The following is a 26,630-nucleotide window of genomic DNA, read 5'->3' on the forward strand; positions in this document are numbered from 1 at the left end:
CGCGGTACTATTGTTACATTACACATAAACCCATCCCTACCTTTTGTCTTATTTTGTCTTTATAATCGAATGCAAACCAAGGCTTGGAACTAATACTTTGAATTGGCTACCTTTTGCTAAACACAAGCAATCCCCCCATTACGATGAAAGACCGCAAGCGTGTGAGATAGATTTACTGGTGATCCATAATATCTCGTTGCCCGCAGGGTGCTTTGGCACGCCGTACGTGGAAGACTTATTTATGGGCACGCTGGACTGCGGCGCACATCCAACTTTTTCTGACTTAGAGGGAGTAAGAGTGTCGGCGCACTGCGTTATACGTCGTGACGGTAGCATCACCCAATACGTTCCCTTCATTGAACGGGCTTGGCATGCGGGAGTGTCTGAGTGGCAAGGTCGAACGCGTTGTAATGACTTTGCAATTGGTATTGAAATGGAGGGTACAGACACCACGCCATATACCGAAGCACAATATGCGAGTTTAGTAAAAACAACGCGTTGGCTGCAGCAGCACTATCCAAAGCTGACGAATGATCGTATTGTAGGGCACAATGATATTGCTCCTGGAAGAAAGACAGATCCGGGGGCAGCATTTGATTGGCAGCATTATTTTACCTTGTTAAATAACCAAGAGAGCTAGGCAAGCATGATCTTAATTTCTATCATCATCGCGCTTATTATTGAACGACTTGGCGCGCGGGCGAACTACTGGCAAGTCGACCATTACCTGCAAAGTTACTACGCGAAAACCAAATCTTGGACTCAGCCAAATGCCATGTTGGGTTCGCATTTCGGTGTGATGCTTTGGTTAGTTATTCCTGCATTGGTTGTTGCTTTTATTTACAGCCTAAGTGACTTTGTGTTTTGGCAGTTTGCAATCAATATCTGTGTGCTCTTAGTCTGTTTTGGCTGTGCAAAATATCGCAAGCTTTATAAAGGCTATTTGAATGCGCTGACCAGAGGTGATAACGAAGCGGCTACGCTTTATGCGTTGCAAATGGGGCAAGACAAATTAGAAGATGAGCCGGGCGGCGAGACGTTTGGTCAGACGCTTTCGTGGATCAACTTTCAGCATTACTGCGGAGTTATTTTTTGGTTTGTGGCGTTGGGCGCGCCGGGCGCTGTGCTATATGCGATGGTAAGACAAATTGTGCATTGGCATCACGAGCAAGAAAATCCGCCGCTACAGCATGTGTTTGAGCAGTTTTGTCGGTTATTTTATTGGCTAAATTGGCTTCCTGCACGGATCGCAAGTTTTGGTTTTTTGATCATTGGTAACTTCAGTAAAGGTACATCAAGTTGGTTGAAGTATGTGCTTGATTTTAAAACCACAAATCGTCAAATCGTCACAAGCACTGCACTTGCGGCTGAGCAAATTGAACAACAGTTTTTAGGTTGTACCTTTGAAGCAAGCTGTATGATGCGCCTCGTGAAACGTAATATTTTGTTTTATCTCGTGATTATCGCAGTATTAACCCTATTTGGTTGGGTGGAGTAGCCCTAGCTGCAAACTACACATCTTTATAACAATGCTCCATATACTGTAAGCGCATATGGAGCAGTTGAAATCAGTGTTTAAAATTGGCCTCTAACCAGCGCTTTTTCTGCTCTTCCATTTTAGTAACAAGCGGCGCATCAAAGCCCATGTTTCGAACCACATATTCCGTAACATCTATCAAATCACACACCCCAGTCACTGACCAAAGTGCTTCTTCTAGGTCTTTTGCTTTGTGGATTGCATAGTGGCTTACATAGCGCAGCTCATTTGCAAGATAATCCATATCTGGCCGGCCAGTTTTTGATACATAGAGCTGATAGACAAAGAGTAGGTCATTGCGTAGTGCTTTTTTAGCATACAAATACAGGCTATCAATGGCCTCTTCATGGGCAATAACTTGCGCACCTACCGCTTCGTGTTGACTGCTTTGGTTTGGATCAAACTTAATAAACACCAAGTATTTGAGCGGTTTATCCTGTCGCGATTTTGTTTTTAGAATTTCGGTGAGCTTTTCTTCGACGAAACGGTCGGGGAAAACGGCTTTGGCGTCCAAGGTGTTATCGTCATTATCGCTAAACGAATGCAGTAAGTGGTGAAGCGATGTCGGGTAAAGCCCCTGTCCAATTGCTCCCACCGCATTATGTGAAGTTTCTTTGTGTAAATAAAGTGGAAACTGGCAAACGGATTTAGTCACCATGTTACGCAGCGCAAGTGATAGCCCCGGCACCTTTGGCGCTTCATCACAAGCAACCAGCTTGTCTTTATTACTCTCAATAAGGGCTTTAAAGAACCCCATGGCAGAATGGTCGAGTTGACCTATTTTCTGCACTTTCAAGTTAATGATAGTTTTAGTTTTATTGACCATCATTACTTCATAGCGCAAATTCGTTAAATTGTGCTGTTTCGTCAGTCTCTGCAAATCGACTAAGTCTAAGTGTATTGAGTCACCTTTATTCAGCGGCATTTCTTGACCGCACTCTATTTGTAAACCCATGACAGAAAAATCACGGGTAACACACTTGAATGTTCCTTGACCATCAATATGAACGACGACATTGGTTTTATACAGGTAGCGTCTGTGCGCACGCAAGTTAACGTATTCTAACGCAACCACCTCAAGCGGAGGAGGAGTGGCTGACTTGCCGTGACCGAACTTCTTTAACTGATTAACTAAACTTTGTTCGTAACTCAAGCGTTGGAATCGCTCAGTGATAGATGGGTTTCCAATATCTGTCAGTAACATGAGATATTTCACGTCCTGGATAAAGCCTTGTACCCTCGGGGTGGGGCGTTTATTTAGCTTTTCGACATTTTTGCCTGCACTTGCGGGAAGCGAAAGCGGGATAAACGCATCCTCATGATGGCTTGGCATGAGTTGTACTTTAAACGTGCGCCAGCTGTCTTTTTGGCTGCCAAAGGCAAAGAACAGATCGTTTAGTTGCTGCATTTCTTCCAGCTCAAAGTCAAAGGCTGAGTAAAAGTACATTTTGCCTTGACTAGAGTGAGTAAACACATGGCATACCGCTTCTTTTACCGCGCCAGAAAGCGCGAGCAGTCGCTGCATTCGTTTTTGGTTGAAGACGGAATAAAGGCCTGATTGTTTTCTTTCGTCTTCAAAGTAGTAATTGATATGGGCATTATTTTCGTTGGTAAGCACCATGCTTGGATAAAGCTGTTTTTGTTTCTCACAGATGAAAACAAACAAAGAGCAGACGCGTGGAAAATAATACTGTTCGTAGCCTTTACAAACGACGGCATCCAAAGTGTTGTCGAGATTTATCTTATAGCGGCGTTTGTTACCGTGTATAAAACTATTTAAAAAGTCATCAAACCCTTGGTTTTTCTCGATAAATGTGCGTTTTAAGCGAACTTGGTTGTATTCAATCGTGCCGGGTTCTACGGCGACGACTTCATACTGAATACCTTCTTTCAAGCCAAGTTCAAAGTCTTGCTCGAGACCCACTAAGCGGATCGAAATAATTTGTCCGGGATCTACCTGTTGATTGGTCGGTAATTTTATTTTAGCGCCGCTGAGGGAAATATCGGAGGTAGTAGCGGAAACCTTAGGGCGATTTTTTGCCAGTTCCACTGTGATCTTAATGGAGTAATTCATGCGCTCTTCGGAGCGGCTTTCGTACGACGCGAAACGGACTAGTTTAGTGTAGTTATGATTGACCGCGTCTTTTTCTACTTCTTCTTCGCGTGCTTTGGCCTGCTTTTGCATGACCTTATAATTATTGTCGGTACTCATTACGGATTCGTAAACTGCAAGGGTATAACCCCCATGTTTAGCGACTTCCCGCTCGAATACTTCGATTGCTAAGTCATCCATAAAGTGCTGTTTGCCTTCATATTCATAAGGCTTAACTTGACCTGCGACTTGTCCTCTGAGGTCAATAAATCGTGCCACGGGCTGAGATAGCCGCGACATTTCCATTTTTAATAGAAATTGGTCCGGCTTGGATAGGTCCGCAGTACGTTGCTTAAATATGCGATCAAAAGCCGGATCGCCAAGATCCAGCTTTAAATCTTCAATTAAGCTTTGATATTTTTGTAATCTATCTTCAGGCATAAACAGTTTTACACGCGCTCATTTTATGTGACCAGTTGGGTCACCGCCAATATTATGTCAACATTGGCGCTTTATTAGTTTATTCTTAACCTATTATTGTGTTTAAGCAAGATATATACCTGTAATTTATGGCAAAAAAGAAAACAGCATTTGTATGTAGCGATTGTGGTGCCGAATTCGCGCGTTGGCAAGGCCAATGCTCGGAGTGTAAGGCATGGAATACCGTAACGGAATTTCGCGTTCCATCAGCAAAATCAGTCCCTCAAGGCGGTTCAACGTCAGGTTATGCCGGTCTTGTTGAAGCTAAAGTACAAACCTTAGATGAAGTTAACCTAGAGCAATTACCTAGATTTTCAACAGGCTTTAAAGAGTTTGACCGTGTACTTGGTGGTGGTGTTGTACCGGGAAGTGCAATATTAATTGGTGGTAGCCCCGGCGCTGGTAAAAGTACGGTGTTGCTGCAAACTATGTGTCGCCTTGCCGAAACCATGAACACTTTGTATGTCACTGGTGAAGAGTCGCTGCAACAAGTTGCCATGCGTGCGACACGATTGGGGCTGCCTACAAATAAGCTTAAAACACTCGCAGAAACCAATGTTGAGACGATTTGTCAGCTCGCGCTACGTGAAAAGCCAAGTATTATGGTTATCGACTCAATTCAAGTAATGCATATGAGTGATATCCAATCGGCACCCGGGTCGGTTTCTCAAGTACGTGAAAGCGCTGCTTATTTGACGCGTTTTGCCAAAACCAATCAGGTTGCCATTATTATGGTGGGGCATGTAACTAAAGATGGTACACTGGCCGGTCCTAAGGTGCTGGAGCATTGTATTGACTGCTCCATTTTACTGGAAGGCAGTGCCGACAGTCGCTTTAGAACATTACGTGGCAATAAAAACCGTTTTGGTGCTGTAAACGAGTTGGGTGTGTTTGCTATGACAAGCCAGGGCTTAAAGGAAGTAAACAATCCTTCGGCTATTTTCTTAAATCGTGGTGAAGCGCAAACACCAGGCTCATTAGTCATGGTTATTTGGGAAGGTACGCGACCATTACTCGTGGAAGTCCAAGCACTAGTCGACTATTCACAGCTCGCCAACCCGCGTCGCGTCACTGTTGGTTTGGAACAAAATCGTTTAGCCATGTTACTTGCGGTATTGCATCGTCACGGCGGTTTGCAGGTGTCGGATCAAGATGTGTTTGTAAACGTTGTAGGCGGTGTCAAAGTGACCGAAACCAGCGCTGATTTAGCCTTAATAGCCGCACTGGTTTCAAGCTTTAAAAACCAAACGTTAGACAGGCAGCTGGTGGTATTTGGTGAGGTGGGGTTAGGAGGTGAGATCCGCCCTGTGCCAAGTGGGCAAGAGCGGTTGCGTGAAGCATCTAAGCATGGATTTACAAGAGCAATTGTACCAAAAGCAAATAAACCAAAAGAAAATATTGAAGGGATGGAAATTGTTGCCGTCTCCAGCCTTAGCGAAGCGCTTGAGGCACTTTTTTAAATAATGGAGTGAAATATGAATAAGTCCACATTAGCAGTTGCCGTTGTGGTGTTAGCAGGCGCAGGGTATGTTGGCGCAAACTATTATGTCAATGAGCAAGTGAAACAAGAGATCACCAAGCAAATCTCAAGTTTTGAACAGCAAAGTGGCCTTACGGTGAGTTTTGCAAATAGCTCAGTTGATTTATTTTCTCGCGGTGTAGAAATTACCGATTTAACGATCTCACAGCCTGATGAGAAAATAACATTATTTACCATCGATAAGCTCAATATTGTCGGCTACGAGCAAGACAAAATCAGCCCCTATACTGAACTTGACCTAGTTGGTTTAAAATTAGCAAAAGAAGCAGCAGAGTTTACCCAAGGGATGTCGCCGGAGCTGGTCAATGCAACTTATCATTTAAAAACAAGTCTTGCCTATGACGATGCATCTGGCGCCAGCGAGGTGAAATTCGCAACGTCGGCAGAAGGTATTGTAAAAACCTCTTTTAACGCTGCGTTTGGAAATAGTAAGGCCTTTATGGATGCTTCATTAGCGGCGTCAAAAATTCAAGGCGATACACCAAACCTTGAGCAAGAGCTTCAAGTACAGTCGCAAATGATGACAGCAATGCAATCGCTCGAATTAAAATCGCTGGCTGTGAATATTGACAATGCAGGCACCTTGCCTCAATTCATAGAAGCTGAACTTGCACAGCAAGGAATGACCAAAGATGACTTTGAAGCGGTGACAGCACAGCAGTTAATGTATTCACCGATGCCGCAAGAATTAAAAGATGCAATCACGGGTTTTGTATCTGGAATGGAGTCTTTGTCAATTTCTGTGACCGTACCACAAAGCCAAAATATGATGGCGCTTGGGCAACAGCTATCTTTGGCTATGGCACAAAATCCAGAAACGCTGTCTGAACTTATCAAGATCAACGCAAGCGGTAAGTAAAGCCAATCCAGCTAGTTTAACGGGATTGTGGACTTGCTCTGCAATCCCTCCACCTCTTACACACCCATTCATTCGCTATATCTATTTCACTAAATTGATGAAATCTAAAGCAGCCTTGAGGTTGATCATACAATTCGTTGGAGTTGCAAAGGCTGCGGTGGTAGCATTGGAGTATAAATTGCTTGGGAATGTATTTATGAGCGAATTCAAAGACTACCAGCAAGCTCAATTGCTATTAGAAAAACACGAACTATTTATTGCCCCTGCTGAAGTTCACGGCACCATTTCTGGGCTATTGGCCTGTGGTCTGAATATTGAAGATTCAGAGTATTTAGGGTTATTGAGTGACGTATTTAACGACGGTCAAAAATTTTCAGCGCCAATTAGAGAGTTTTGCATCGATTTATATAAACAAGTTGCCGAGCACTTTAACGACGGCGAGTTCCAGTTTGAACTTTACTTGCCGCCAGAGGACGAATCATTACATGACCAAGCTAACGCACTGATTGCTTGGGTATCAGGCTTTTTACTGGGCTTTGGTTTAAAGCAAAAAGATTACGGTAAGTTATCTGCTGATGTTAAAGAAGTGATTAACGATTTTAGCGAAATAACTAAGCTTGATACTGGTTTTGAAGACAGCAACGATGATAAAGAAGCACTGCTCGAAGTGGTAGAATATGTGCGTGTTTCTACACTGTTATGCTTTGCCGAAATGGGTAAAGAGCCCCAGTCCGTTAGCACATCAAAGACGATACATTAATTATGATAAAAAACAGCGAGTTTGTAGCACGCCGTGCGCGTCTTATTGCGGCACTAGATAACAATGCCGTAGCGATTATTCCTGCGGCCGTAGAGTTAACCCGTAGCCGCGACACCGAATTTCCGTTTCGCCAAGATAGCGACTTTTTTTACCTGACGGGATTTAAAGAGCCGGATGCGGTTTTGGTGCTTACGAAAGACAGAGACGGCAATGCGCAGTCTACGCTGTTTTGTCGTAATAAAGATAAGGTTGCTGAGATTTGGCATGGTCGCCGGATGGGCTATGAGCAAGCTAAATCGCAACTTGAACTTGACCAAACCTTTGCGCTGAGTGACTTAGACGACGAGCTATTAAATCTCGTGAATGGTCGCAAGGTATTATTCTACGGGCAAGGCACATATAACGCCTTTGATGATAAGGTTTGGCAGTTGCTAAGTACATTGCGTGGCGCACCGAAAAAGGGCTATCGTGCCCCTGAGATAATCAAAGATATTCGCCCACTCGTCCATGAAATGCGCTTATTTAAATCGGATGCTGAAATCGCCATCATGCGCGAAGCGGGCAGAATTAGTGCTGAGGCGCACAAACGCGCGATGCAGTTTGCCAAGCCGGGCGCAACGGAATACCAGCTTGAAGCCGAAATTCATCATCATTATGCAATGAACGGTGCGCGTCACCCAGCCTATGGCACCATTGTTGGCAGCGGCATTAATGCGACGATTTTACACTACACCGACAACTGTGATGTGCTACAGGACGGCGACTTAGTACTGATTGATTCGGGTTGTGAACTTGAAGGCTATGCGGCTGATATAACTCGCACTTTCCCTGTAAACGGCCAGTTTACTGATGCGCAGCGTAAGATTTATGAGTTGGTATTGGCGGCGCAAAATGCGGCCTTTGGTGAAGTAAAACCGGGTGGTACATTAGTCAAAGCCAATCAAGTGGCGATGACCGTATTGACTCAAGGGCTAGTAGATTTAGGCATTCTTGCGGGCGACGTTAATGAACTCGTAGAAGCGCAGGCATGCAAAGCATTTTACATGCATGGATTAGGTCATTGGCTAGGTCTTGATGTTCATGATGTCGGTGAATACAAGTTAGATGAAGCGGATCGTCCATTTGAACCTGGCATGGTACTTACCATTGAGCCGGGTCTGTATTTTGACGAAGATGCGCAAGTTCCTGACGAGTATAAAGGAATTGGCATTCGTATCGAAGATGATCTGTTGGTCACCGAGTCAGGTTATGAAAATTTAACCGCACTGGTGCCAAAAACCATCGCAGAAATAGAAGCATTAATGAATAACTAGTGGACACTTTGCGTGCAACAGTTTGATGTCGTCGTGGTTGGTGGTGGTATGGCAGGAGCCAGCGCCGCCATCGCCATAAAAAAAGTCTCTCCGCAGGCAAAGATTGCGGTTATTGAAGCCTTTGCGCCAAAAGGTAAACAGCATCCAAGTTTCGACGACCGTAGTATTGCGCTTGCTGCGCAGTCGGTCGCATTTTTGGGCGAGCTAAATCTATTTAATCCCGAGTGGCAGTACGTTGAGCCAATCACACAAGTGAATGTTTCAGACAGAGGTCACTTTGGTAAAGCGTGGATAAACCCTGAAGACTACAACCAAAAAGCGTTAGGCTATGTAGTTGAAGTCAATCCCTATGGCAGCTTTTTACACGAGCAGTTGAGCAATCTTGATATTGCACTGTTTTGTCCGAACCAAGTGGCGCATATACATCAACAACCAGAGCAGGTTGAACTGACCCTCGATAATGGTGAGCAATTACAAAGCCGATTATTGGTTGTTGCGGATGGTGCGCAATCTCCCACGCGGGCTAAGCTCAATATTGGCTTTGATAGCATAGGCTACGAGCAAGGCGCATTGATTGCCAATGTGCAAATCGACACGGCTCATGGCGGTCAGGCGTTCGAGCGTTTTACCGAACATGGCCCGATGGCACTGTTGCCAATGAGTGATAATCGCTATTCACTGGTGTGGTGTATGCCAAATGAGCAACTCAGCGAGTTTGAAGCGATGGCAGCACACGAGTTTTTAGCTGCATTGCAGCAAGCCTTTGGTTATCGCGCCGGGCGCTTTGTGCAAGTGGGTATGAGAGCAAGCTATCCGCTGGTGCTTGGGCGAGTAGAGCAACTCACACATCATCGCGTGGTGGTGATTGGCAATGCGGCGCATGCCATTCATCCCATTGCAGGACAGGGCTTTAATTTAGGTCTACGAGATATTCAAGTACTAACCTCACAATGTCAGGCGAACGTGCTTGATGAGTGGGGAAGTTTTCAATTTACGCGTGCTTATCAACTGGCGCGAGCGCAAGATATTAATACGGTGATGACATTAACCGATGTGCTCGTTCGACTATTTTCAAACTCATCAAGAACCTTAGCCTTAGGCCGTAGTTTAGGTCTACTCACCATGGCGCTGTCCAAAACAGCAAGAGCGCCGCTGGCCAAGCAATTGATGGGATATAAAGGATAAAGGAGTTGGCATGCAACAAGTTCAAGTTTGTATTGTTGGTGGTGGATGTGTTGGTTTAACGCTGGCGCTAGGGCTTGCGCAGCAAAATATCTCGGTATTAGTGCTAGACAGTGGTGAAAAGCCAACACCATTGGCACAAGAATACAGCGCACGCGTGAGCGCGATAAGCGCTGCAAGTCAGGCTTTATTTGAGCGCTTGGGCGTGTGGCCTGATATTAAAGCGCAGCGCGCCGCGGCATATACTCGTATGGATGTACGCGATAAAGACAGCTTTGGTAAAATCGCCTTTGATAATGTCTCGTTAGACTTACCTGAGCTTGGTCACATCATTGAAAACGACGCCATTCGCTATGCGTTGTTAACAGCACTTGAAGCACAGCAGTCTGCCAAACTGATGTGGAACACAAAATACCAAAGCTTGCACCAAACAGACACCGATGTGTTGCTAACCTTAGCGACTGGTGAACCTGTGATGGCGAAACTAGTGGTGGCGGCTGATGGCGCACGTTCGGCTATTCGCCAGCAGTTTAATATGCCAATCACGTATTGGGATTATGATCACCATGCGCTGGTTGCAACGATAAAAACCGCAGCGCCACATGATGCAACAGCAAGACAAGTGTTCCTCCCTGATGGACCGTTGGCCTTTTTGCCGCTTGATGACCCATATACTCATTCAATTGTATGGTCTACCGCACCGGATAAAGCAAAGCAGCTACAAGCCATGCCGGTCGAGGCTTTTAATAAAGCGTTGAGTGCTGCAATTGATATGCAGTGCAGTGTGTGTGAATTGATTAGCGAAAGACATGTTTTTCCTTTGACTATGCGCTATGCAAAACAATGGGTGCACGGGCGGATCGTTTTAATGGGCGACGCGGCACATACCATTCACCCGCTTGCAGGCCTTGGCATGAATTTAGGACTAAAAGACGCTGCGTATCTGATCACCTTGTTGTCAGCACCGCAAGAGCAATTTGCCAGCACACGGATACTGCGTCAATATGAGCGGAGCAGAAAAGCAGATGCCCAAAAGCATATTGCCATGATGCAAGGGCTTAAAGAACTGTTTGAAGGCAATCACCCGTTGAAAAAGCTAGTACGCGGTGTGGGCCTGAGCTTGGTCGACAACCTCGGCCCAATCAAGCATTTGTTCGCCAAAGAAGCGATAGGCGGTAAATAAAAAGATCGCCGCATAAAGCGGCTCCCACAGAGGTTTTATGTTGTTGGTAGGAGCGATTTTACATCGCGATCTTTTCAACAACCTCGCCGCGTAAAGCGTCTCCCACAGAGGTTTTATGTTGCAGGTTGGAGCTGGTTTACCCCGCGATCTCTTAACCTAACCTCAATGCAATAAACTCAGCGAGTTTATCAACGGCGTGGGCGGATTCTTGGGTGTTTTTTACTAGGCTGATACCGATTTGGCCGAGTTCGGGTAATATTTGGGTTTGGGTCTGATAAGGCAGCTCTGCTGGCACGGTGCTTTTGGCCAGTACGGTGATCCCGAGTCCCTCTTTTAGTGCGGCGGTTAGGCCGGTTAAGTCGGCGTTGCTATATACGATACGGTATTGTAATCCAGCTTGCTGCAACGCCTCGATAGCGCGGCGGCGATAAATACAGCCCTCTGGTGCGGTGACTAAAGTGACAACCGAATGCTGCGCAAGCGATAAATCGCCAACCCAAACTAATTGATCCTGCATAAAGACTGGATATTTAGAGGATGAGAGTTCTTCGTTAAGCGCTAGCACCAAATCAAACTGGTCTTGCCTTACTACAGAAAGTAAGTGTTTACTCAATCTTGATTTAACTTCTAATGCAACATCAGGATATAAAGAAACGAAATCACCAATAATAGAAGGTAAGATCCGTGCTGCAAACTCACTTGGAATGCCTAAACGTACTCGGCCTGTCACACTCTCTGAGGTAAATTGCTGAATAATTGCGTCGTTCTGCTGCAGCATTTGTTTGGCTAGGGGCAAAAGTAGCTCACCATACTGATTCAACACCTGCCTTTGGCCCTGTTTTTTAAACAGCTTGCAACCTAGCATGTCTTCTAAACGTTTGATTTGCAAGCTAACAGCAGGTTGAGATAAGCCAAGCAGTTCACCAGCCTTGGCAAATCCACCAACATCAACCACAGTGACCAGCGTTCTTAATCCATCAATTGATAAGTTTTTCATATAAGGAAATGCAATTTATAAAACCCAAGTACATTAATATTATTTATCAATTGATAAGTAAATACAATTTGTTGTTGAGTTTGCGCATCCTTATACTTTTGCTCATCGAAATTTCACTAAGGTAGTGCCATGAGCGTCACGCCAATTATCTTTGCAAAGCACCGTCAGGGCAGTGTTCCGGCGCAAAACCATTACATGCCAACTGATGCTGTTGTTGTACTTGATTTCAGCGGCTTTGAGACCACGCCTTTCTTAAGCCAAATTCTTGCACTTAACTTGAATAAGTTAATGGCACCGGGCTTAGGTTTTCAAGGCAAACTAGACAGTGGCGAAAATTTTGCCGTGTACTATTTTAGTGAAACGGCTTACCGTTTTGTTGTAAGTGAAAGCGCAGCCGCTGAGCTGGCAACACTGATTGATAGCCATGCCGATGAGTTCGATATTGAACTGGTACGTCGTCACGACTTAGTTGCTGCCACCATAAGCGGTGAGCTTGCGTTTGAGCGTTTAGTTAACGACTTTACATTAACGCCAGGCCTTAGGATCTCAGATAAAAATGCCTGCTATGGCAAGCAAAGCGGTGAAGTATTTATTACGACCTTGCTGGTGGACGAACAGCAACAGTATCAGTTGATTGCGCAAGCTGCTGTATTAGATAAGTGGCAAACGACGCTCACTGACGCTGGTTTTAAACTCGTTTCATAAATTCCGTGCAGTTATCGTAAGCGCGATAACAATAACCCCCTCAGCGCCAACCGATGGTGGCTGAGTAAAAAAGTGAAGGATAAGTATGACTTCTAAAACAGTACTACACGCGAAGCACCTAGAAGCTGGCGCGAAAATGGTAGACTTCCACGGTTGGGAAATGCCAATCAATTATGGCTCACAAATTGAAGAGCACCACGCGGTGCGTCAAGATGCGGGCATGTTTGACGTTTCACACATGACGATTGTTGATATCGAAGGTGTAGACGCAAAGGCATTTTTACAAAAGCTAGTTGCAAACGATGTAGCTAAGCTTACTGTGGCTGGTAAGGCGCTATACACAGGCATGCTAAATGAGCAGGGCGGTGTAATTGATGACCTTATCATTTACTTCTTCACTGAAACGCAATATCGCCTAGTAGTTAACTCTGCAACACGCGAAAAAGACCTTGCACATATCGGTGCGGTAGCAGCTGATTTTGAAGTCACAGTTACTGAGCGTCCTGAGTACGCGATGATTGCGGTACAAGGTCCAAACGCAAAAGCAAAAACAGCAACTATCCTAGACGAACAACAACAAGCGGCTGTTGCAGGCATGAAGCCATTCTTTGGTGTGCAAGCTGGCGACCTATTTATCGCAACAACTGGCTACACTGGTGAAGAGGGTTATGAGATCGTAGTACACAACGATGGTGCGGCGGACTTATGGCAAAAATTATTAGACGCAGGTGTGCGTCCAGCTGGCCTAGGTGCACGTGATACGCTACGTTTAGAAGCGGGCATGAACCTTTACGGCTCAGACATGGACGAAACGGTGTCTCCACTTGCAGCGAACATGGCATGGACAATTGCATGGGAGCCAGAAGAGCGTGACTTTATCGGTCGTGCAGCTATCACTAAACAGCGTGCAGAGCAAAGCACTGATAAGCTGGTAGGTTTAGTCCTAGAAAGCAAAGGCGTAATACGTGGTGGTTCTAAAGTTATCGTAGAAGGTGGCGAAGGTGTTATCACTTCTGGTACATTCTCACCAACTTTAGGCTTCAGTGTAGCGCTTGCGCGTGTACCTCGTTCAATTGGCGAGACTGCACAAGTTGAAATGCGTAAGAAGCTAGTTGATGTTAAAGTAGTTAAGCCAAGCTTCGTTCGTAACGGCAAGTCAATTATCTAGTTTTTATAGATAATAAATAGAATAACATTGATGTCGCTCACGGGGTGACATCGCAACCGACCAAAGGAACAAAAAAATGAGCAACATTCCTAGCGAGTTAAAGTACGCTACTTCACACGAGTGGGTTCGCGCTGAAGGTGACGGCATATATACTGTTGGTATCACTGAGCACGCACAAGAACTTCTAGGCGACATGGTATTCGTTGAATTACCAGACGTAGATGATGAAGTTGACGCGGGTGAAGACTGTGCGGTAGCTGAGTCTGTAAAAGCAGCGTCAGACATCTATGCACCAATCGGCGGCACTATCGTTGAAATCAACGAAGACCTAGAAGATGCGCCTGAAACTGTAAACAACGATGCTTACGGTGACGGTTGGTTGTTCAAAATTAAAGCGTCTGATGAGTCTGAGCTAGACAATCTACTAGACGCTGAAGGCTACGCAAATTCAATCGACGAAGACTAATTTGTTGATAGTAATAAAAGCCCCTTTTTAGGGGCTTTTATTGTTGCTTTTTGGGCAAGGGTGCTTGCTCAAGGTATGACGAGATCATGCCAACGTTTTTAGAATACTGCCGTTACCAAGGTATCTCATTTAGATAAAAACAGTATTCACCTTTTTCATTTGGATCATAGGAACCTGGACTAATGTCAAACGCCAAATCTCTTGAACAGTTAGAGCAAAAGCAAGATTTTATCCGCCGCCATATCGGGCCAAGCCCAGCACAGGTGAGTGAGATGCTAAGCGCTCTTGGAGTATCTAGTGTTGAAGAGCTGATCGGTCAAACTGTACCTGCTTCAATTCGTTTAGAAGAGGGCTTACAGATCGGTGAAAGCCGCACAGAAGTGGAAACCCTAAGCTACCTGAAATCAGTAGCAAGCAAAAACAAGGTTTTCAAATCTTATATCGGTCAAGGCTACCACCCAACGCACGTACCTCACGTTATCCTACGTAACGTACTTGAGAATCCGGGTTGGTACACGGCTTACACCCCTTATCAGCCAGAGATTGCGCAAGGTCGCTTGGAATCACTACTTAACTTCCAAACGCTGACTATGGACATTACCGGCCTAGACTTAGCCAGTGCATCACTACTTGACGAATCCACCGCAGCGGCAGAAGCAATGGCGCTTGCAAAACGTGTATCTAAAGCGAAAAAAGCAAACATCTTCTTTATTGCCGACGACGTACACGTACAAACTATCGATGTAGTATCTACGCGTGCTGAGCAGTTTGGTTTTGAAGTAGTAGTAGGTCCTGCTAGCGACGCTGCTAACCACGAGATTTTTGGTGCGCTATTCCAATATCCAACAACATCAGGTGAAGTGGTTGACGTTACTGACCTAATCGCACAAGTACAAGACAAAAAAGCGATTGCCTGTGTTGCCGCAGACATCATGAGCTTAATGCTACTTAAAGCACCTGGTAAACTAGGCGCAGACGTAGTGCTTGGTTCTGCACAGCGTTTTGGTGTACCTATGGGTTACGGCGGTCCACATGCTGCATTCTTTGCTACGCGTGATGCTTACAAGCGTTCACTACCAGGCCGTATTATTGGTGTGTCTAAAGACCGTTTAGGTAACGACGCACTACGTATGGCGATGCAAACTCGTGAACAGCATATCCGCCGTGAAAAAGCCAACTCAAACATTTGTACTGCACAGGTGTTACTTGCGAACATGGCTGCGTTTTACGCGGTTTACCATGGTCCTCAAGGTCTTAAGATCATCGCTGAGCGTATTAATCGCCTTGCAAGCATTCTTGCAACGGGTCTTAAAGCAAAAGGCGTGGCACTTAAGCACGATACGTGGTTTGACACTATTACTGTTAAAGCGGACGACGCTGACAAGCAAGCGGTTGTGGCGCGTGCAGTAGCAAAAGGCGTAAACTTTGCCCTTAACCACAACGGCGAATACTCAATTGCCGTAAACGAAACTACTACGCGTGCAGACGTAGCTGAGCTATTTGACATCATTTTAGGTGACGACCACGGCCTAAATGTAGATGCGCTAGACGCACAAGTATCAGGCGAGAACATCACAGGTATTCCTGCAAGCCTAGTGCGCGACGACGAAATTTTAACGCACGCAAACTTCAACAGCTATCACAGCGAAACCGAGATGCTGCGTTATATCAAGCGTCTTGAAAACAAAGATTTAGCACTAAACCACTCAATGATCTCATTGGGCTCGTGTACCATGAAGCTAAACGCAACCGCTGAAATGATCCCAGTGACTTGGCCTGAGTTTGCAGAGCTACACCCGTTCTGCCCAATCGACCAAGCACAAGGTTACAAGATCATGATGACTGAGCTGCACGACTGGCTTGTGAACATCACAGGTTACGACGCAGTATCACTACAGCCAAACTCAGGTGCACAAGGTGAATACGCAGGTCTTATCGCGATCCGTAAGTTCCATGAGTCTCGCGGTGAAGGCCACCGTAACATCTGTTTGATCCCAAGTTCAGCGCACGGTACAAACCCAGCGTCTGCACAAATGGCAAGCATGAAAGTGGTTGTGGTTGACTGTGATAAAAACGGTAACATCGATATGGAAGACCTACGCGCGAAAGCCGCAGATGTAGCTGAAAACCTATCGTGCATCATGGTCACTTACCCGTCTACACACGGTGTATACGAAGAATCTATCCGTGAAGTATGCGACATCGTGCACCAGCATGGCGGCCAAGTATACATGGACGGCGCAAATATGAACGCGCAGGTTGGGGTAACTAGCCCAGGTTCAATCGGCTCTGACGTATCACACTTAAACCTACACAAAACATTCTGTATTCCACACGGTGGCGGTGGCCCAGGTGTTGGTCCTATCGGTGTTAAATCGCACCTAGCGCCATTTATGCCTAACCACAGCGTGATCAACGTGGAAGGTACAAACGTAGGCAACGGCGCGGTTTCTGCGGCACCTTACGGCTCAGCGGCTATTCTACCTATCTCGTGGGCATACATTGCGATGATGGGCAGCGAAGGCCTAAAACAAGCAACAGAAATGGCAATCGTGAACGCTAACTACCTAACAGCCAAGTTGAGCGAGCACTTCCCAATTCTATACCGTGGCCGTAACGACCGTGTTGCCCACGAATGTATTGTTGACCTTCGCCCACTGAAAGAAGCCACTGGTATTACCGAAATGGACGTGGCTAAGCGTCTACAAGACTACGGCTTCCACTCACCAACAATGTCGTTCCCAGTTGCGGGCACACTTATGGTTGAGCCAACGGAATCTGAGTCTAAGGTAGAAATCGACCGCTTTATCGAAGCCATGGTTTCTATCAAAGGTGAAATCGACAAGATTGCATCAGGCGAATGGTCTATCGAAGACAACCCATTAGTATTTGCACCACACACGCAAGCAGACGTATTAAGCAACGACTGGAACCGTGCATATGATCGCCTCGCAGCGGCATTCCCAGTACCAAGCGTAGCAAAAGACAAATTCTGGCCAACGGTAACTCGTATCGACGACGTATACGGCGACCGTAACCTAATTTGTTCTTGCCCAGCGGTTGATACTTACCGCGATGCGTAAGAGTTTTGTCGATCTCGAATAAAGAATGCAACTATCGGAATTAAGTTTGCAACTCAAATAAAGTTTGCAACCGATAGTTGAATTTAGAGATCAGTAAAAATTAAAAAGCGAACCAGAAATGGTTCGCTTTTTTGCTTTTGTGCAAAATAAAATTTTTATAGTAACAGCACATCTTCAATGACATTGTCAGGCGGCTATTTAAAACCACCGCTGCAATACCAATTGTTTTGCATCAAAGCCTGATACATAGCGGTTCTCCAACTGTTTCTATGTTGTAGTGATGCTCCAGAGTGCTTTTTTATTAGGGCTTGCTCTACAGCCGTCTGCTGACCAATTTGGAAGTCAATTTCTAACTCACCACGTAAATTTGATAACTCTTCACCTGCTTGAACACAAAAACGTTGTGCCAATTTAAAGTCATTGAAATGGTTGGTAATTCTAGCTTTGTCATCAGCACTCCAAGTGTTTGGAGGGTGAGCATAGTATCTAACTGTAGCTGGACTAGTTTCTATGACTTCTGCAAACAACCATTGATCATTGATAAAGTGCCCTTGATCAAAATAAGGGTGTAAGCTTTGCTCATTCTTCGATGCTGCTATTCCTGCGCTTTTACCTTTATTACAAGGGGTACAACTTGGAACTAGATTGTTTGGATGAATAGATAACAGTGGAAACTTTGCTTTCGGTAAATAGTGATCTAACGTGTCAACTTGCCCAAATCCACAAAATGGACAAATACGCAAAGGAGCTCGCATCATTAAATAATCATAATATTGTCGAGCTGGCTTTGTTGCAGGAACTAAATGAAATGTATATAGACCTTTTAGTTCTGCTTTAGTTACTCGCCCTGAGACAATGTCAGCATCAGCACCAGCAAAAGGAATTATTTGGAATAAGTTGGCAGTGGTAGCTTTAACGTCAAAATCTTGCACAGCGTTATTCATTTGTGGATTGATAGCATTTAATCTTGTAGTTAAAAGTTGGTTACTAATGCTTTCTACACATGTATTTAATACATCAGTGAAATTTAACTGAGGCAGTGGAATAGCTCTCATTGTTAAACTACCTCTTTATGCGCGATTAAAGCTCTGAGGATGGCTTGGCCTTCATAGCCTAACTGGCCATCATAAAGATCTACAATCTCATCAAAGGTTTTTCCTTCTTCGACTGACTCGATTAATAACGCATGAAAACCGGACTTTGTGACTTCTAAGCCAAATACTTCACGAGTCAATACACCGACATTTTCTCCAAAAGTTTCATTTTCTGGTCTAAATGACACCCCTTCATTTCTCGTACGTTCCAACTTCCAAACGCAGCTTTTAGGTATTTCTTGAAGCACTACGGGTGAATGAGTGGCAATGATAGCGACAGCGTTTCTATCTACTAATAGATCAGAGAGGGCTCTTGTAAATGCTGATAATAGCGGTGGATGTAAATGGCTTTCTGGCTCATCAATTAGGACTAATGTTTTCTCTTCTATTGTTTCAATAAGCTTGGTTAATGTGAGTAAAACAATCGTATGGCCTGAGCTCATTCTACTTACTAAGTTGAATGCTGATTTTTTAACTTCGCTGATTCTGTTTAATTGACCTAAGCGTGTGAGATTCATTTCAGCAAAGTTTATATCAGACTCTAACGTCTCAATAGCTCTTATCCATCTTTGTTTCTTGCTATCTAGGCCAAAGCAAACGGCTAAACTATTAACAAAGTCACTCCTTAGTAGTTCTATATCTTTCAACTCATTTGAAACATTATTTCCACTCTTCTTAAGCCCAATGTAGAAGTAACATGTACCTAAAGATCTATCGGATCTATCTGTCGGTGGGATGAACGGATCAAATGCGCTAAATGATACAGATGATATACTGCTAAAATAGTCTTTTGGGAGTTCGGTTTCTTGCCAAAAATTAGTTTGTATGAATATCGAACCAACTTCGGCAGGGTCAGCTTCTTCCTCAATAACACTTCTAACAATATTGTTTAGAAGGGTTGTTTTACCAACCCCATTTCTACCTATCAATACGTGAATATTGCTAGGTGGAAAAGAGCCTGGTGTAACTTTAAAGCTTAAATCTATTTGAGCGCCTTTTTCAGTTTGTTGCTTCTTATATGAAAAGTTGAACTCTGTAAGTGGGGCTTCATTTTTTAATATTCTTGAATACTGTCCATGGATTACAGAAATACTTACGTTCCTTAGCAAGGATGTTTTAAAAACATACTCATTGACCGCAACATCAAAGCTCGATTTTAAATACGCTACGTCTTTGAGTTTATCTAAGAGTTGATTTCCTAACTCTTCGCTCAACAATCTTCGTATATTTTTGTAGTATTCTTCATCTTGTCCGAGCGTAAAAGCTTTTTCAGGTAACTCGCTAAAACTATCCGGTAACTGCTCTGAGACCCACTCCGATTCAAACCCAACAATACCAAGCTTTAGATTACCGATTTTATGCCTAACTCCATTTTCATCGAATACGATGAGTGAAAAACTTGTTTTAAATGAGTAGTCATCCCAATTATCTTCACACAAGAAAGCTGTTAGCCTACCAGTTTGTGGAGGGAAGGCTCCGTGTTTACTTTTTTCAAACGTTAATTCCATTTGCTTATCTCTAAAACTGCCCATATGTACTGTTACCAGCGCCTTGATAATTGGCATAAACATGCTGATAAACAACAAGGTTTAGGTCGGCCAACTCATCGTCAGGGTAAGGGGCTTGTGGTAGCCACTCTAGGCTATCTTTGATCATGGTTTTTACTTGTGAGCTAACTTGCGTACTTTCACGCCAGCGTTCCACTTTGAGCTTTTCTGCCTTAAGTTTTTCAAGTGTTTCCTTGGCAACTTTTTTAACTTCTTTTTCTTCGGCTTTGGTTAGCGAGGGTTTTATCAATAAGTCGTAAATCGCTAACGTTTCTTCATCTAAGCCTTCACGCATAGCTCTTTCTTGTTCGGGGCTTAAATCGTTTTGCATAAAGTCATTTAGATCATCAAATGCTTTTTGCACTGCTTGGATGTCTTTGCCTTCGTTGTATTCGTCAATAATACGTTTGTATTTTTCGTAAAATTCTAGGCGAATTGGATTTTCTCGAACCATCTTTTCAAGTTGTTTTTCAATGGCTTCTTGAAGGTCGAATACAACGGCATTTTTCTGTTCTGATTTAGCAAAAGCTCTTCTTAATTTGTCAAAATCTAAGTTGCCAAGATCAACATAGTCGTCTGCTCTAACTTCACTTTTAATGGTGCTAACGCTCATGCTGACTTCTTGTTGAAGCTTCCGCATGACAGATGAAATGTCGGCAGATTTAGTCTTTTGATTGAGCTGGTTGTAGATTGCTTCGATAGCGTTGTAGCGAGGAATAAATTGTTTAACTATTTCTTCTGGATAAAGCGCTTTATATTTGCGCATAACATCACGAGCCGCCACTTCAAATTGAGTACGTGTAGTTTCATTGAGACACACGGCATTAGCGGCTTTGCCAAGCGAAGCTAGTCTCTCCATGGCCGTTTTAGCATTCACTAAATCTTCAAGGTTAAAATCTACTTCAGATAAGAAGTTGGCTACAGCTAGAATCGCTGCATTTAGCTCTTCTGCCATTTCCTCTAACTTTTCTACAGGGTTGCCTGGCTTTTCTTCACCACCATTGCCTTTACCACCTGGCGAAGTCGGTTTGCCGCCTTCACCATAAACGGAATAGGCTTTTTCTAGCTGGGTATAAACATTGCCGTAATCAACAATTAAGCCATTTTCTTTTTCATCGTCATAAACACGGTTAGCACGGGCAATTGTCTGCATCAGAGTGTGACCTTGAATTGGCTTATCTAGATAAACTGTCGATACGCATGGCGCATCAAAGCCAGTGATCCACATGGCACAAACAATAGCTAAACGAAACGGGTTCTCTTCATCTTTAAATTCCGTTTCAAGATCTCGCTCCACCATCTTTTTACGATGAGTTTCAATGTCTAAACCAAGCTCTTTAAACTTCTTAACTTCGTTTTGCTCACCACTTACCACCACGCAAACTTCGGTTTCTTCAACACGGGCAAGGTGCTTTTTAAGGACCAATTCTTCCTGTTGATCTTCCGCATCGTCAATGCGCTGTTTGAGTTCTTCAATGTACTCAGGCCAATAATTCATTACCAAGTTATACATACGTACAGCGGTTGGTTTATCAAGGGCAACAAACATCGCTTTACCTTGATATCCTCGGTCATTGAAGTGCCACACCAAATCTTTAGCGATTTTATCTAAGCGATCATCAGATGTGAGAATGGGATAGTCTCTAGCAAACTCTCGTTTTAGCTTGGCGATTTGGTCAGTATCGAGATCTTCATTGTTGATGATCTCTGCCATGCGCTCATCTAAATCTGGGTTTTCAATATTGAGCTTTTCACCACGGTTTAAATAACGCAGTGGCAGTGTTGCCCCATCATCCATCGCCTTTTTAAAGTCATAGACTGAAACATAACCACCGAAGATTTTTTTCGTCAGTTCAACTTCATCGGCAATTAAAGGTGTGCCTGTACAACCCAAGAAAGACGCATTAGGTATGGCTTTAAATCGCATGTTCTGAGCGTAAGTACCACCTTGAGTTCGGTGAGCTTCATCGGAGATAACAATAATGTTATCTCGCTCAGTAATGAGCGGATATTCGGTTTCTTTCTTTTTGTCGATGGCGAATTTATGAATAAGAGTAAACACATAACGATGGTTTTCACTTAACAGTTCACGTAAATGAGCACGGCTTTTCGCTCTCACGTTTTCTTCGGTAACTGCGCTACAGCCAGTAAAAGTATCGTATAACTGGTTCTCTAATTCGGTACGGTCAACCACAATTAAGAAGGTATAACTCTTGCCAAATTTACGTAAGATTTTTTGGCAAATAAACACCATAGAATAGGACTTACCCGAGCCTTGGGTATGCCAGAAAACACCAAGCTTACCTTTTAAGTCTTGAATGTTTTTCGCTTGCTCAACCACTTTATTTACACCAATAAATTGGTGGTTTTTCGCCATGATTTTTACAATGTCGTCACCTTCGCCATCAAACAGTACAAAGTTTTCAAACAAATCTAATAAGCGATGCTTCTCACAGGTGCCTCGTAAAATGGTATCTAGGCTAACTTCGCCTTTGTCGTCTTCCTCAATACGTTTCCATTCTAAAAAGAACTTATAAGGGCTGGTTACTGTGCCTACTCGTGAATCCGTACCATTACTTAAAATGATAAAGGAATTGCTGTGTAGCACTTCTGGGATGGTATCTTTGTAATCAGTTAGGTTATCTTCAAAGGCGTTGCGCAAATCGGTGTGATGGGCTTTTAACTCAAAAAACACCAATGGAATACCATTAACAAAACCAACAATATCAGGGCGACGATTATAAAGTCTACCCACTACTTCAAATTGCCTTACCGCTAGGAAGTGGTTGTCTGTTGGCTCGTTAAAGTTAAAGACCTTAAGGCGTTTTTTATGCAGTTTGCCTTTGTCGTCCTGAAAGCTTACTTGTACGCCTTTGGTTAGCAATTCGTGCTTGGCTTTATTAATCGCTCCTAAGCTTTTATCGGCCTCAACTTGGGTGATTTGGTCAATGGCATTTTGATAAGCCGTATCTGGTAAATCAGGGTTCAACTTAACCAGTGCTTGTTTTAAGTAACGAATAAGTATGACTTCTGATTTATTGGCGCGACCAAGCAAACCGTCACTACGGTCATCACTGGTTGATAGCGTTTCATTGTGCCAGGCGGTTGTCACCTGCCATTGCAGGTCGAGCAATACCTCTTCGCTGGCTGCTTCTACCAATCCATCTTCAGAATAGTCATAACTCATTTATTGATACTCCATTCAATACGCTTTTTTGCTTCTTTTTGAAGCCGAGCGCTTGTTATTGTTCTTTCTTAATTATATTTATATGGCTGATGCCATTTTATCTTCTTGTTGTTCAAGGCGTGTCAACATAGCTTCAGGCAATTCCACTTGTTCGATATCAATCATGCCTGTCATTAATCGAGGAAGAAGTATATCTCTGGCTTCTTTCAATAGCTTAATTTGCTCGTGTAATTTGTACTTTGTTGTCAAAATTGGTTCTGCAAATTTATTAAATTTATCAATAACATCATTGCCAGGAAGTGTCTCTTCAAGTGCTCGGATAAACTTCAAACTGTAAAATTTTTGGGCTACACCAGATGACATACTATCTAATTTGTTTACGGTGTGTTCGTTAGCCAAGTAGCTATATAAGAAGTATTCAAATCCCGGTTTTCTCTTGAAGATAACAACATTTTTACAGCTATATTCAAAATCTTGGGTAACGACACCTGTATTACCCAGTGTTCCTATGTTTGAAAATAAAATATCCCATTTTGATAACCCACTTCTTTTCTTGATCTTTTCGTGATCTTCATGGCTTATCAAATAAGCATCATCAAAATTAATGAATCCGTTCTCAATATGCTTACCTGTGATTAAAGGGACACCCTGCTCAACTTGTTTGGGACTATCGTGAGTTCCGTCTGTAATTTTTTCGCAAAAATCACTAATTGGGCGTTTTTCCCAACCTTCAGGTAGGCCTGTTTCTTTATCAAAAACAGTGGTTTCATGGCCGGGGAATTTCATACGAACAAACCACTCTTCGTATGTGATTTGCGCCATTTCTTCTAACAACTTAATGCGTTTTAGGTTGTTTTCAATAAGGTCTTCGTAGCTGGTCAATATGGCAGCGATACTTTTTTGATGCTCTAAATCTTTAGGGAAATAACAAGGAAGGTTACCGATCATTCCTAAACTCAAAAAACTCTGAGCAACACCACTTTTTATTTGATTTATAGCAAGCTGAAAAGTTGGAGACTTAAACCAGTAATATAAATAGTTCGGGTCTATTAGAGACTGATTTGGGCGAACGATTGCGACGCTACTCGATAATCCGAATAAGTCACTTTTCTTAACTAGGTAAGGAGCCCCCAAACTCCCAATAATTCCCAGTAAAACATCATTTTCCAGAGGCTTTGTGATGGCTTTTGAGTCTGCTCTAAAGTGCTTTTCGTAATCTTCTTGAGAAATATAATCTACTTGGCTCAGATTTAATCTCTCAAGGCCAAAGTTTTTAGAAGATAGATAAAGAACACCTTCGTCTAATCGTTGTATGCTCGCATGAGCTCCATCACCTATTCTGGCAACATCTTTAATTTTTAGGTCTTCCCAACCATGAGGTAATGCTGTCACAGTTTCACCTCTTTGATAAGTTGGAGCAATTGCTGAGAAGAGTTATTCAGGTTATCTAATTCAGAATGTATTTGATTCATTCTGCTTACATAATTAAAATTTGGATCTATATCTATCTTGTAACCAACATATCTTCCAGGTGTTAAGCTGTAGTCGTTTTCCTCCACTTCATTACGACTAACTATTTTACATAGGCCTTCTACGTCCTGATATTGGTCGTTAGGGAAGTTTTCTCTTAATGAAGACCAATCTTTAATGCGTTGTTTATAGTCCGCTAATTCTTGTTTGAGTAGGGTTTTATGAGCATTTAGGGCAGCGGTTAATGACTTAAGCAGTTTGCTGTTGGCATCCAATTGCTTTTTAAGCTGTTTGCTTTCTTTGGTAGCTTTGTCTTCTTTACTGAGTGCTTTAAAGTCAGCCAAGGCTTTTTCAGAATCTGCTTGGCATTGCTCGATTAAGGCAAATAGCTTTTCAACAGGTTGGTTAAAGCGTTTATTCCACGTATGGCAAACGTCAAAGTCACTGTTATCTGCAACACTTAATACTTCATCTAACTCTGCGGTAATTGAGCTGAAATCAAGGTTTGGTTTGTCCCCCTTAAAGTCCTCGGCATTGGGAGCTGCTAAGATGGTTTTACACTCTTTACGCAATTGATTGATTTCAAGCGCAATGTCTTTGGCAAGGTTGATTGCTTCTTGGTTGTGGATTGTTTGTGCTGAAGCAATAGCAGTGTCATCACCACGGTAGGATTCCATGATGGCGTTAAAGTTAGTTAACTGACCTGGTGAGTAATCGTTAATGGTATTGGTGACAACTCGGAAGGTATTACGAGCATCGATCATTAAGATCTTGTCTTTGTTCTCTTCTCTTTTACCTTTGTCTAAAAACCAGACATGACAAGGCAGAGAACGGGTATAGAAAAAATTATTACCTACCGCAACGATACAATCGACAGCGCCTGTTTCAACCAGCTTTTGGCGAATGGTTTTCTCGGTGTTACCAGCGTCAGTCGCTGAACTTGCCATAACAAAACCAGCACGACCTTGCTCGTTTAGATAATGATAGAAATATTGAATCCAAAGGTAATTGCCGTTATCGGCTTTTGGAATACCGACATCTTTAAATAGACGAACATCGGTTTTAACGTAATCTTTTTTCTTATCGACTTTTTTTACGTTAAATGGTGGGTTAGCCATTACAAAGTCACACTTGCCAACTAGCGAATGAGGATCTGAGTAGAAGCTGTTGCTCTCGATGATTTTACCTTCAATACCATGAATAGCTAAGTTCATTTTGGCTAAACGGGTGTTGTTCGATTTTAGTTCGGAGCCGTAACAAGTTACTTTGGTATTGACGGATGCATCTTGGTTTTCTTTTTCAGCAAGCTCTTCAATAAAGTGGCCCGTTTGTACGAACATGCCGCCTGAACCACAAGCGGGATCATGGATGACACCGTGATCAGGTTTGATCATGTTTACGATAAGTTGAACCAGTGATGGCGGCGTGAAGAACTCTCCGCCTTCTTGAGCACCAGCTCCGTCCATTGAGAACTTCATTAGGAAGAATTCGTAGATTCGCCCGAAAATATCGCCTTTGATTTTCTTAACTGAGTCTTTGTTAAATACTCGAATAAGCTCTCTTAGAAGGTCTGTATCGAATTCTTGGTAGTTTTTCGGTAATACACCTGCCAAATCTGGATAAGCCTCTTCAATGAGTTTCATGGCGTTATTAATGGCTTCATCAAGCGATTCTGATTCTGGTAAATCTGCCAGATAGTCGAATTGCGACTCTTGCGGCAACATCATTGCGCCAGCGGCTAAGAAGTCATCTTTGGTAGGTGCTCGTTTCCCACGAGGACCTTCTTGAATGCTTGCTTCAATTTGCTCTTTGGCTTGGTCGTAGCGGTTTTGTGCATAACGTAAAAGAATAAGACCAAGCACCGGATCTTTATATTCGGCTGCGGTTAGTTTGGAGTTAGCACGCAGCGAATTGGCGCTGTCCCATAATTCGGTTTCTAATTGTTTGATTTCTTGTTGGTTCATGTG

General features: G+C 43.4%; 19 protein-coding genes. 12 read left to right on the forward strand and 7 right to left on the reverse strand.

What is annotated here, in order from left to right:
* The first annotated feature begins 97 nt into the window (after positions 1-97).
* A complete protein-coding gene (gene ampD, locus GSF04_RS09205; RefSeq protein WP_211859336.1) occupies positions 98-640 on the forward strand; it encodes a 1,6-anhydro-N-acetylmuramyl-L-alanine amidase AmpD in 543 nt (180 codons plus the stop codon).
* Between the two features lie 6 nt (positions 641-646).
* Positions 647-1,498: a beta-lactamase regulator AmpE gene (gene ampE / locus GSF04_RS09210; RefSeq protein WP_010370512.1), complete on the forward strand. Its 852-nt coding sequence runs from the start codon at positions 647-649 to the stop codon at positions 1,496-1,498.
* 70 nt (positions 1,499-1,568) lie between these two features.
* Here the strand turns inward: ampE and GSF04_RS09215 are convergent, their stop codons facing one another.
* Complete coding sequence (locus tag GSF04_RS09215; RefSeq protein ID WP_211859337.1) at positions 1,569-4,070, reverse strand: PilZ domain-containing protein; 2,502 nt, start codon at positions 4,068-4,070, stop codon at positions 1,569-1,571.
* A 128-nt stretch (positions 4,071-4,198) separates the two neighbouring features.
* On the opposite strand from GSF04_RS09215, the gene radA reads away from it, so the two are divergent.
* The 6 genes from radA to GSF04_RS09245 all read left to right on the forward strand — a co-directional run bounded on the left by radA (position 4,199) and on the right by GSF04_RS09245 (position 10,946).
* Entirely contained in the window at positions 4,199-5,569 is a 1,371-nt protein-coding gene (gene radA, locus GSF04_RS09220; RefSeq protein WP_010370516.1) for a DNA repair protein RadA, read from the forward strand.
* A gap of 15 nt (positions 5,570-5,584) precedes the next feature.
* Positions 5,585-6,508: a DUF945 family protein gene (locus tag GSF04_RS09225; RefSeq protein ID WP_039491968.1), complete on the forward strand. Its 924-nt coding sequence runs from the start codon at positions 5,585-5,587 to the stop codon at positions 6,506-6,508.
* Positions 6,509-6,704: 196 nt separating this feature from the next.
* Positions 6,705-7,268, forward strand: coding sequence for a UPF0149 family protein (locus GSF04_RS09230; protein WP_026000986.1), 564 nt, complete (start codon positions 6,705-6,707; stop codon positions 7,266-7,268).
* Between the two features lie 2 nt (positions 7,269-7,270).
* A complete protein-coding gene (gene pepP / locus GSF04_RS09235) occupies positions 7,271-8,581 on the forward strand; it encodes a Xaa-Pro aminopeptidase (RefSeq protein WP_211859338.1) in 1,311 nt (436 codons plus the stop codon).
* 12 nt (positions 8,582-8,593) lie between these two features.
* The gene (gene ubiH, locus GSF04_RS09240; protein ID WP_211859339.1) at positions 8,594-9,766 is read left to right on the forward strand and encodes a 2-octaprenyl-6-methoxyphenyl hydroxylase; all 1,173 of its coding nucleotides are present in this window, start codon (positions 8,594-8,596) and stop codon (positions 9,764-9,766) included.
* Positions 9,767-9,776: 10 nt separating this feature from the next.
* Positions 9,777-10,946: an FAD-dependent monooxygenase gene (locus GSF04_RS09245; protein WP_211859340.1), complete on the forward strand. Its 1,170-nt coding sequence runs from the start codon at positions 9,777-9,779 to the stop codon at positions 10,944-10,946.
* A gap of 151 nt (positions 10,947-11,097) precedes the next feature.
* Here the strand turns inward: GSF04_RS09245 and GSF04_RS09250 are convergent, their stop codons facing one another.
* Entirely contained in the window at positions 11,098-11,943 is an 846-nt protein-coding gene (locus tag GSF04_RS09250; protein WP_010370532.1) for a LysR family transcriptional regulator, read from the reverse strand.
* A 129-nt stretch (positions 11,944-12,072) separates the two neighbouring features.
* Between GSF04_RS09250 and GSF04_RS09255 the strand changes: the two genes are divergently transcribed.
* From GSF04_RS09255 to gcvP, 4 genes are all read left to right on the forward strand, one after another.
* Positions 12,073-12,648: a hypothetical protein gene (locus GSF04_RS09255; RefSeq protein ID WP_211859341.1), complete on the forward strand. Its 576-nt coding sequence runs from the start codon at positions 12,073-12,075 to the stop codon at positions 12,646-12,648.
* An 85-nt stretch (positions 12,649-12,733) separates the two neighbouring features.
* Positions 12,734-13,816, forward strand: coding sequence for a glycine cleavage system aminomethyltransferase GcvT (gene gcvT, locus GSF04_RS09260; RefSeq protein WP_211859342.1), 1,083 nt, complete (start codon positions 12,734-12,736; stop codon positions 13,814-13,816).
* A gap of 76 nt (positions 13,817-13,892) precedes the next feature.
* Positions 13,893-14,282 (forward strand): glycine cleavage system protein GcvH, encoded by a 390-nt coding sequence (gcvH, locus tag GSF04_RS09265; protein ID WP_039491974.1) that lies wholly within the window; start codon positions 13,893-13,895, stop codon positions 14,280-14,282.
* 182 nt (positions 14,283-14,464) lie between these two features.
* Positions 14,465-17,365, forward strand: coding sequence for an aminomethyl-transferring glycine dehydrogenase (gcvP, locus tag GSF04_RS09270; protein ID WP_211859343.1), 2,901 nt, complete (start codon positions 14,465-14,467; stop codon positions 17,363-17,365).
* A 194-nt stretch (positions 17,366-17,559) separates the two neighbouring features.
* Here the strand turns inward: gcvP and GSF04_RS09275 are convergent, their stop codons facing one another.
* The 5 genes from GSF04_RS09275 to GSF04_RS09295 form a co-directional block, all read right to left on the reverse strand.
* A complete protein-coding gene (locus tag GSF04_RS09275) occupies positions 17,560-18,420 on the reverse strand; it encodes a hypothetical protein (RefSeq protein ID WP_211859344.1) in 861 nt (286 codons plus the stop codon).
* A gap of 2 nt (positions 18,421-18,422) precedes the next feature.
* Positions 18,423-19,967, reverse strand: a complete 1,545-nt coding sequence (locus GSF04_RS09280) for an AAA family ATPase (RefSeq protein WP_211859345.1) — start codon at positions 19,965-19,967, stop codon at positions 18,423-18,425.
* Between the two features lie 10 nt (positions 19,968-19,977).
* A complete protein-coding gene (locus GSF04_RS09285; RefSeq protein WP_211859346.1) occupies positions 19,978-23,193 on the reverse strand; it encodes a type I restriction endonuclease subunit R in 3,216 nt (1,071 codons plus the stop codon).
* A gap of 78 nt (positions 23,194-23,271) precedes the next feature.
* A complete protein-coding gene (locus GSF04_RS09290; protein ID WP_211859347.1) occupies positions 23,272-24,585 on the reverse strand; it encodes a restriction endonuclease subunit S in 1,314 nt (437 codons plus the stop codon).
* Complete coding sequence (locus tag GSF04_RS09295) at positions 24,582-26,627, reverse strand: class I SAM-dependent DNA methyltransferase (RefSeq protein ID WP_211859348.1); 2,046 nt, start codon at positions 26,625-26,627, stop codon at positions 24,582-24,584. The genes GSF04_RS09290 and GSF04_RS09295 overlap by 4 nt, the downstream gene beginning before the upstream one ends.
* Positions 26,628-26,630 lie beyond the last annotated feature (3 nt).

Origin of the sequence: Pseudoalteromonas sp. A22 (genome assembly GCF_018141345.1) — a bacterium.
Classification (GTDB): domain Bacteria; phylum Pseudomonadota; class Gammaproteobacteria; order Enterobacterales; family Alteromonadaceae; genus Pseudoalteromonas; species Pseudoalteromonas maricaloris.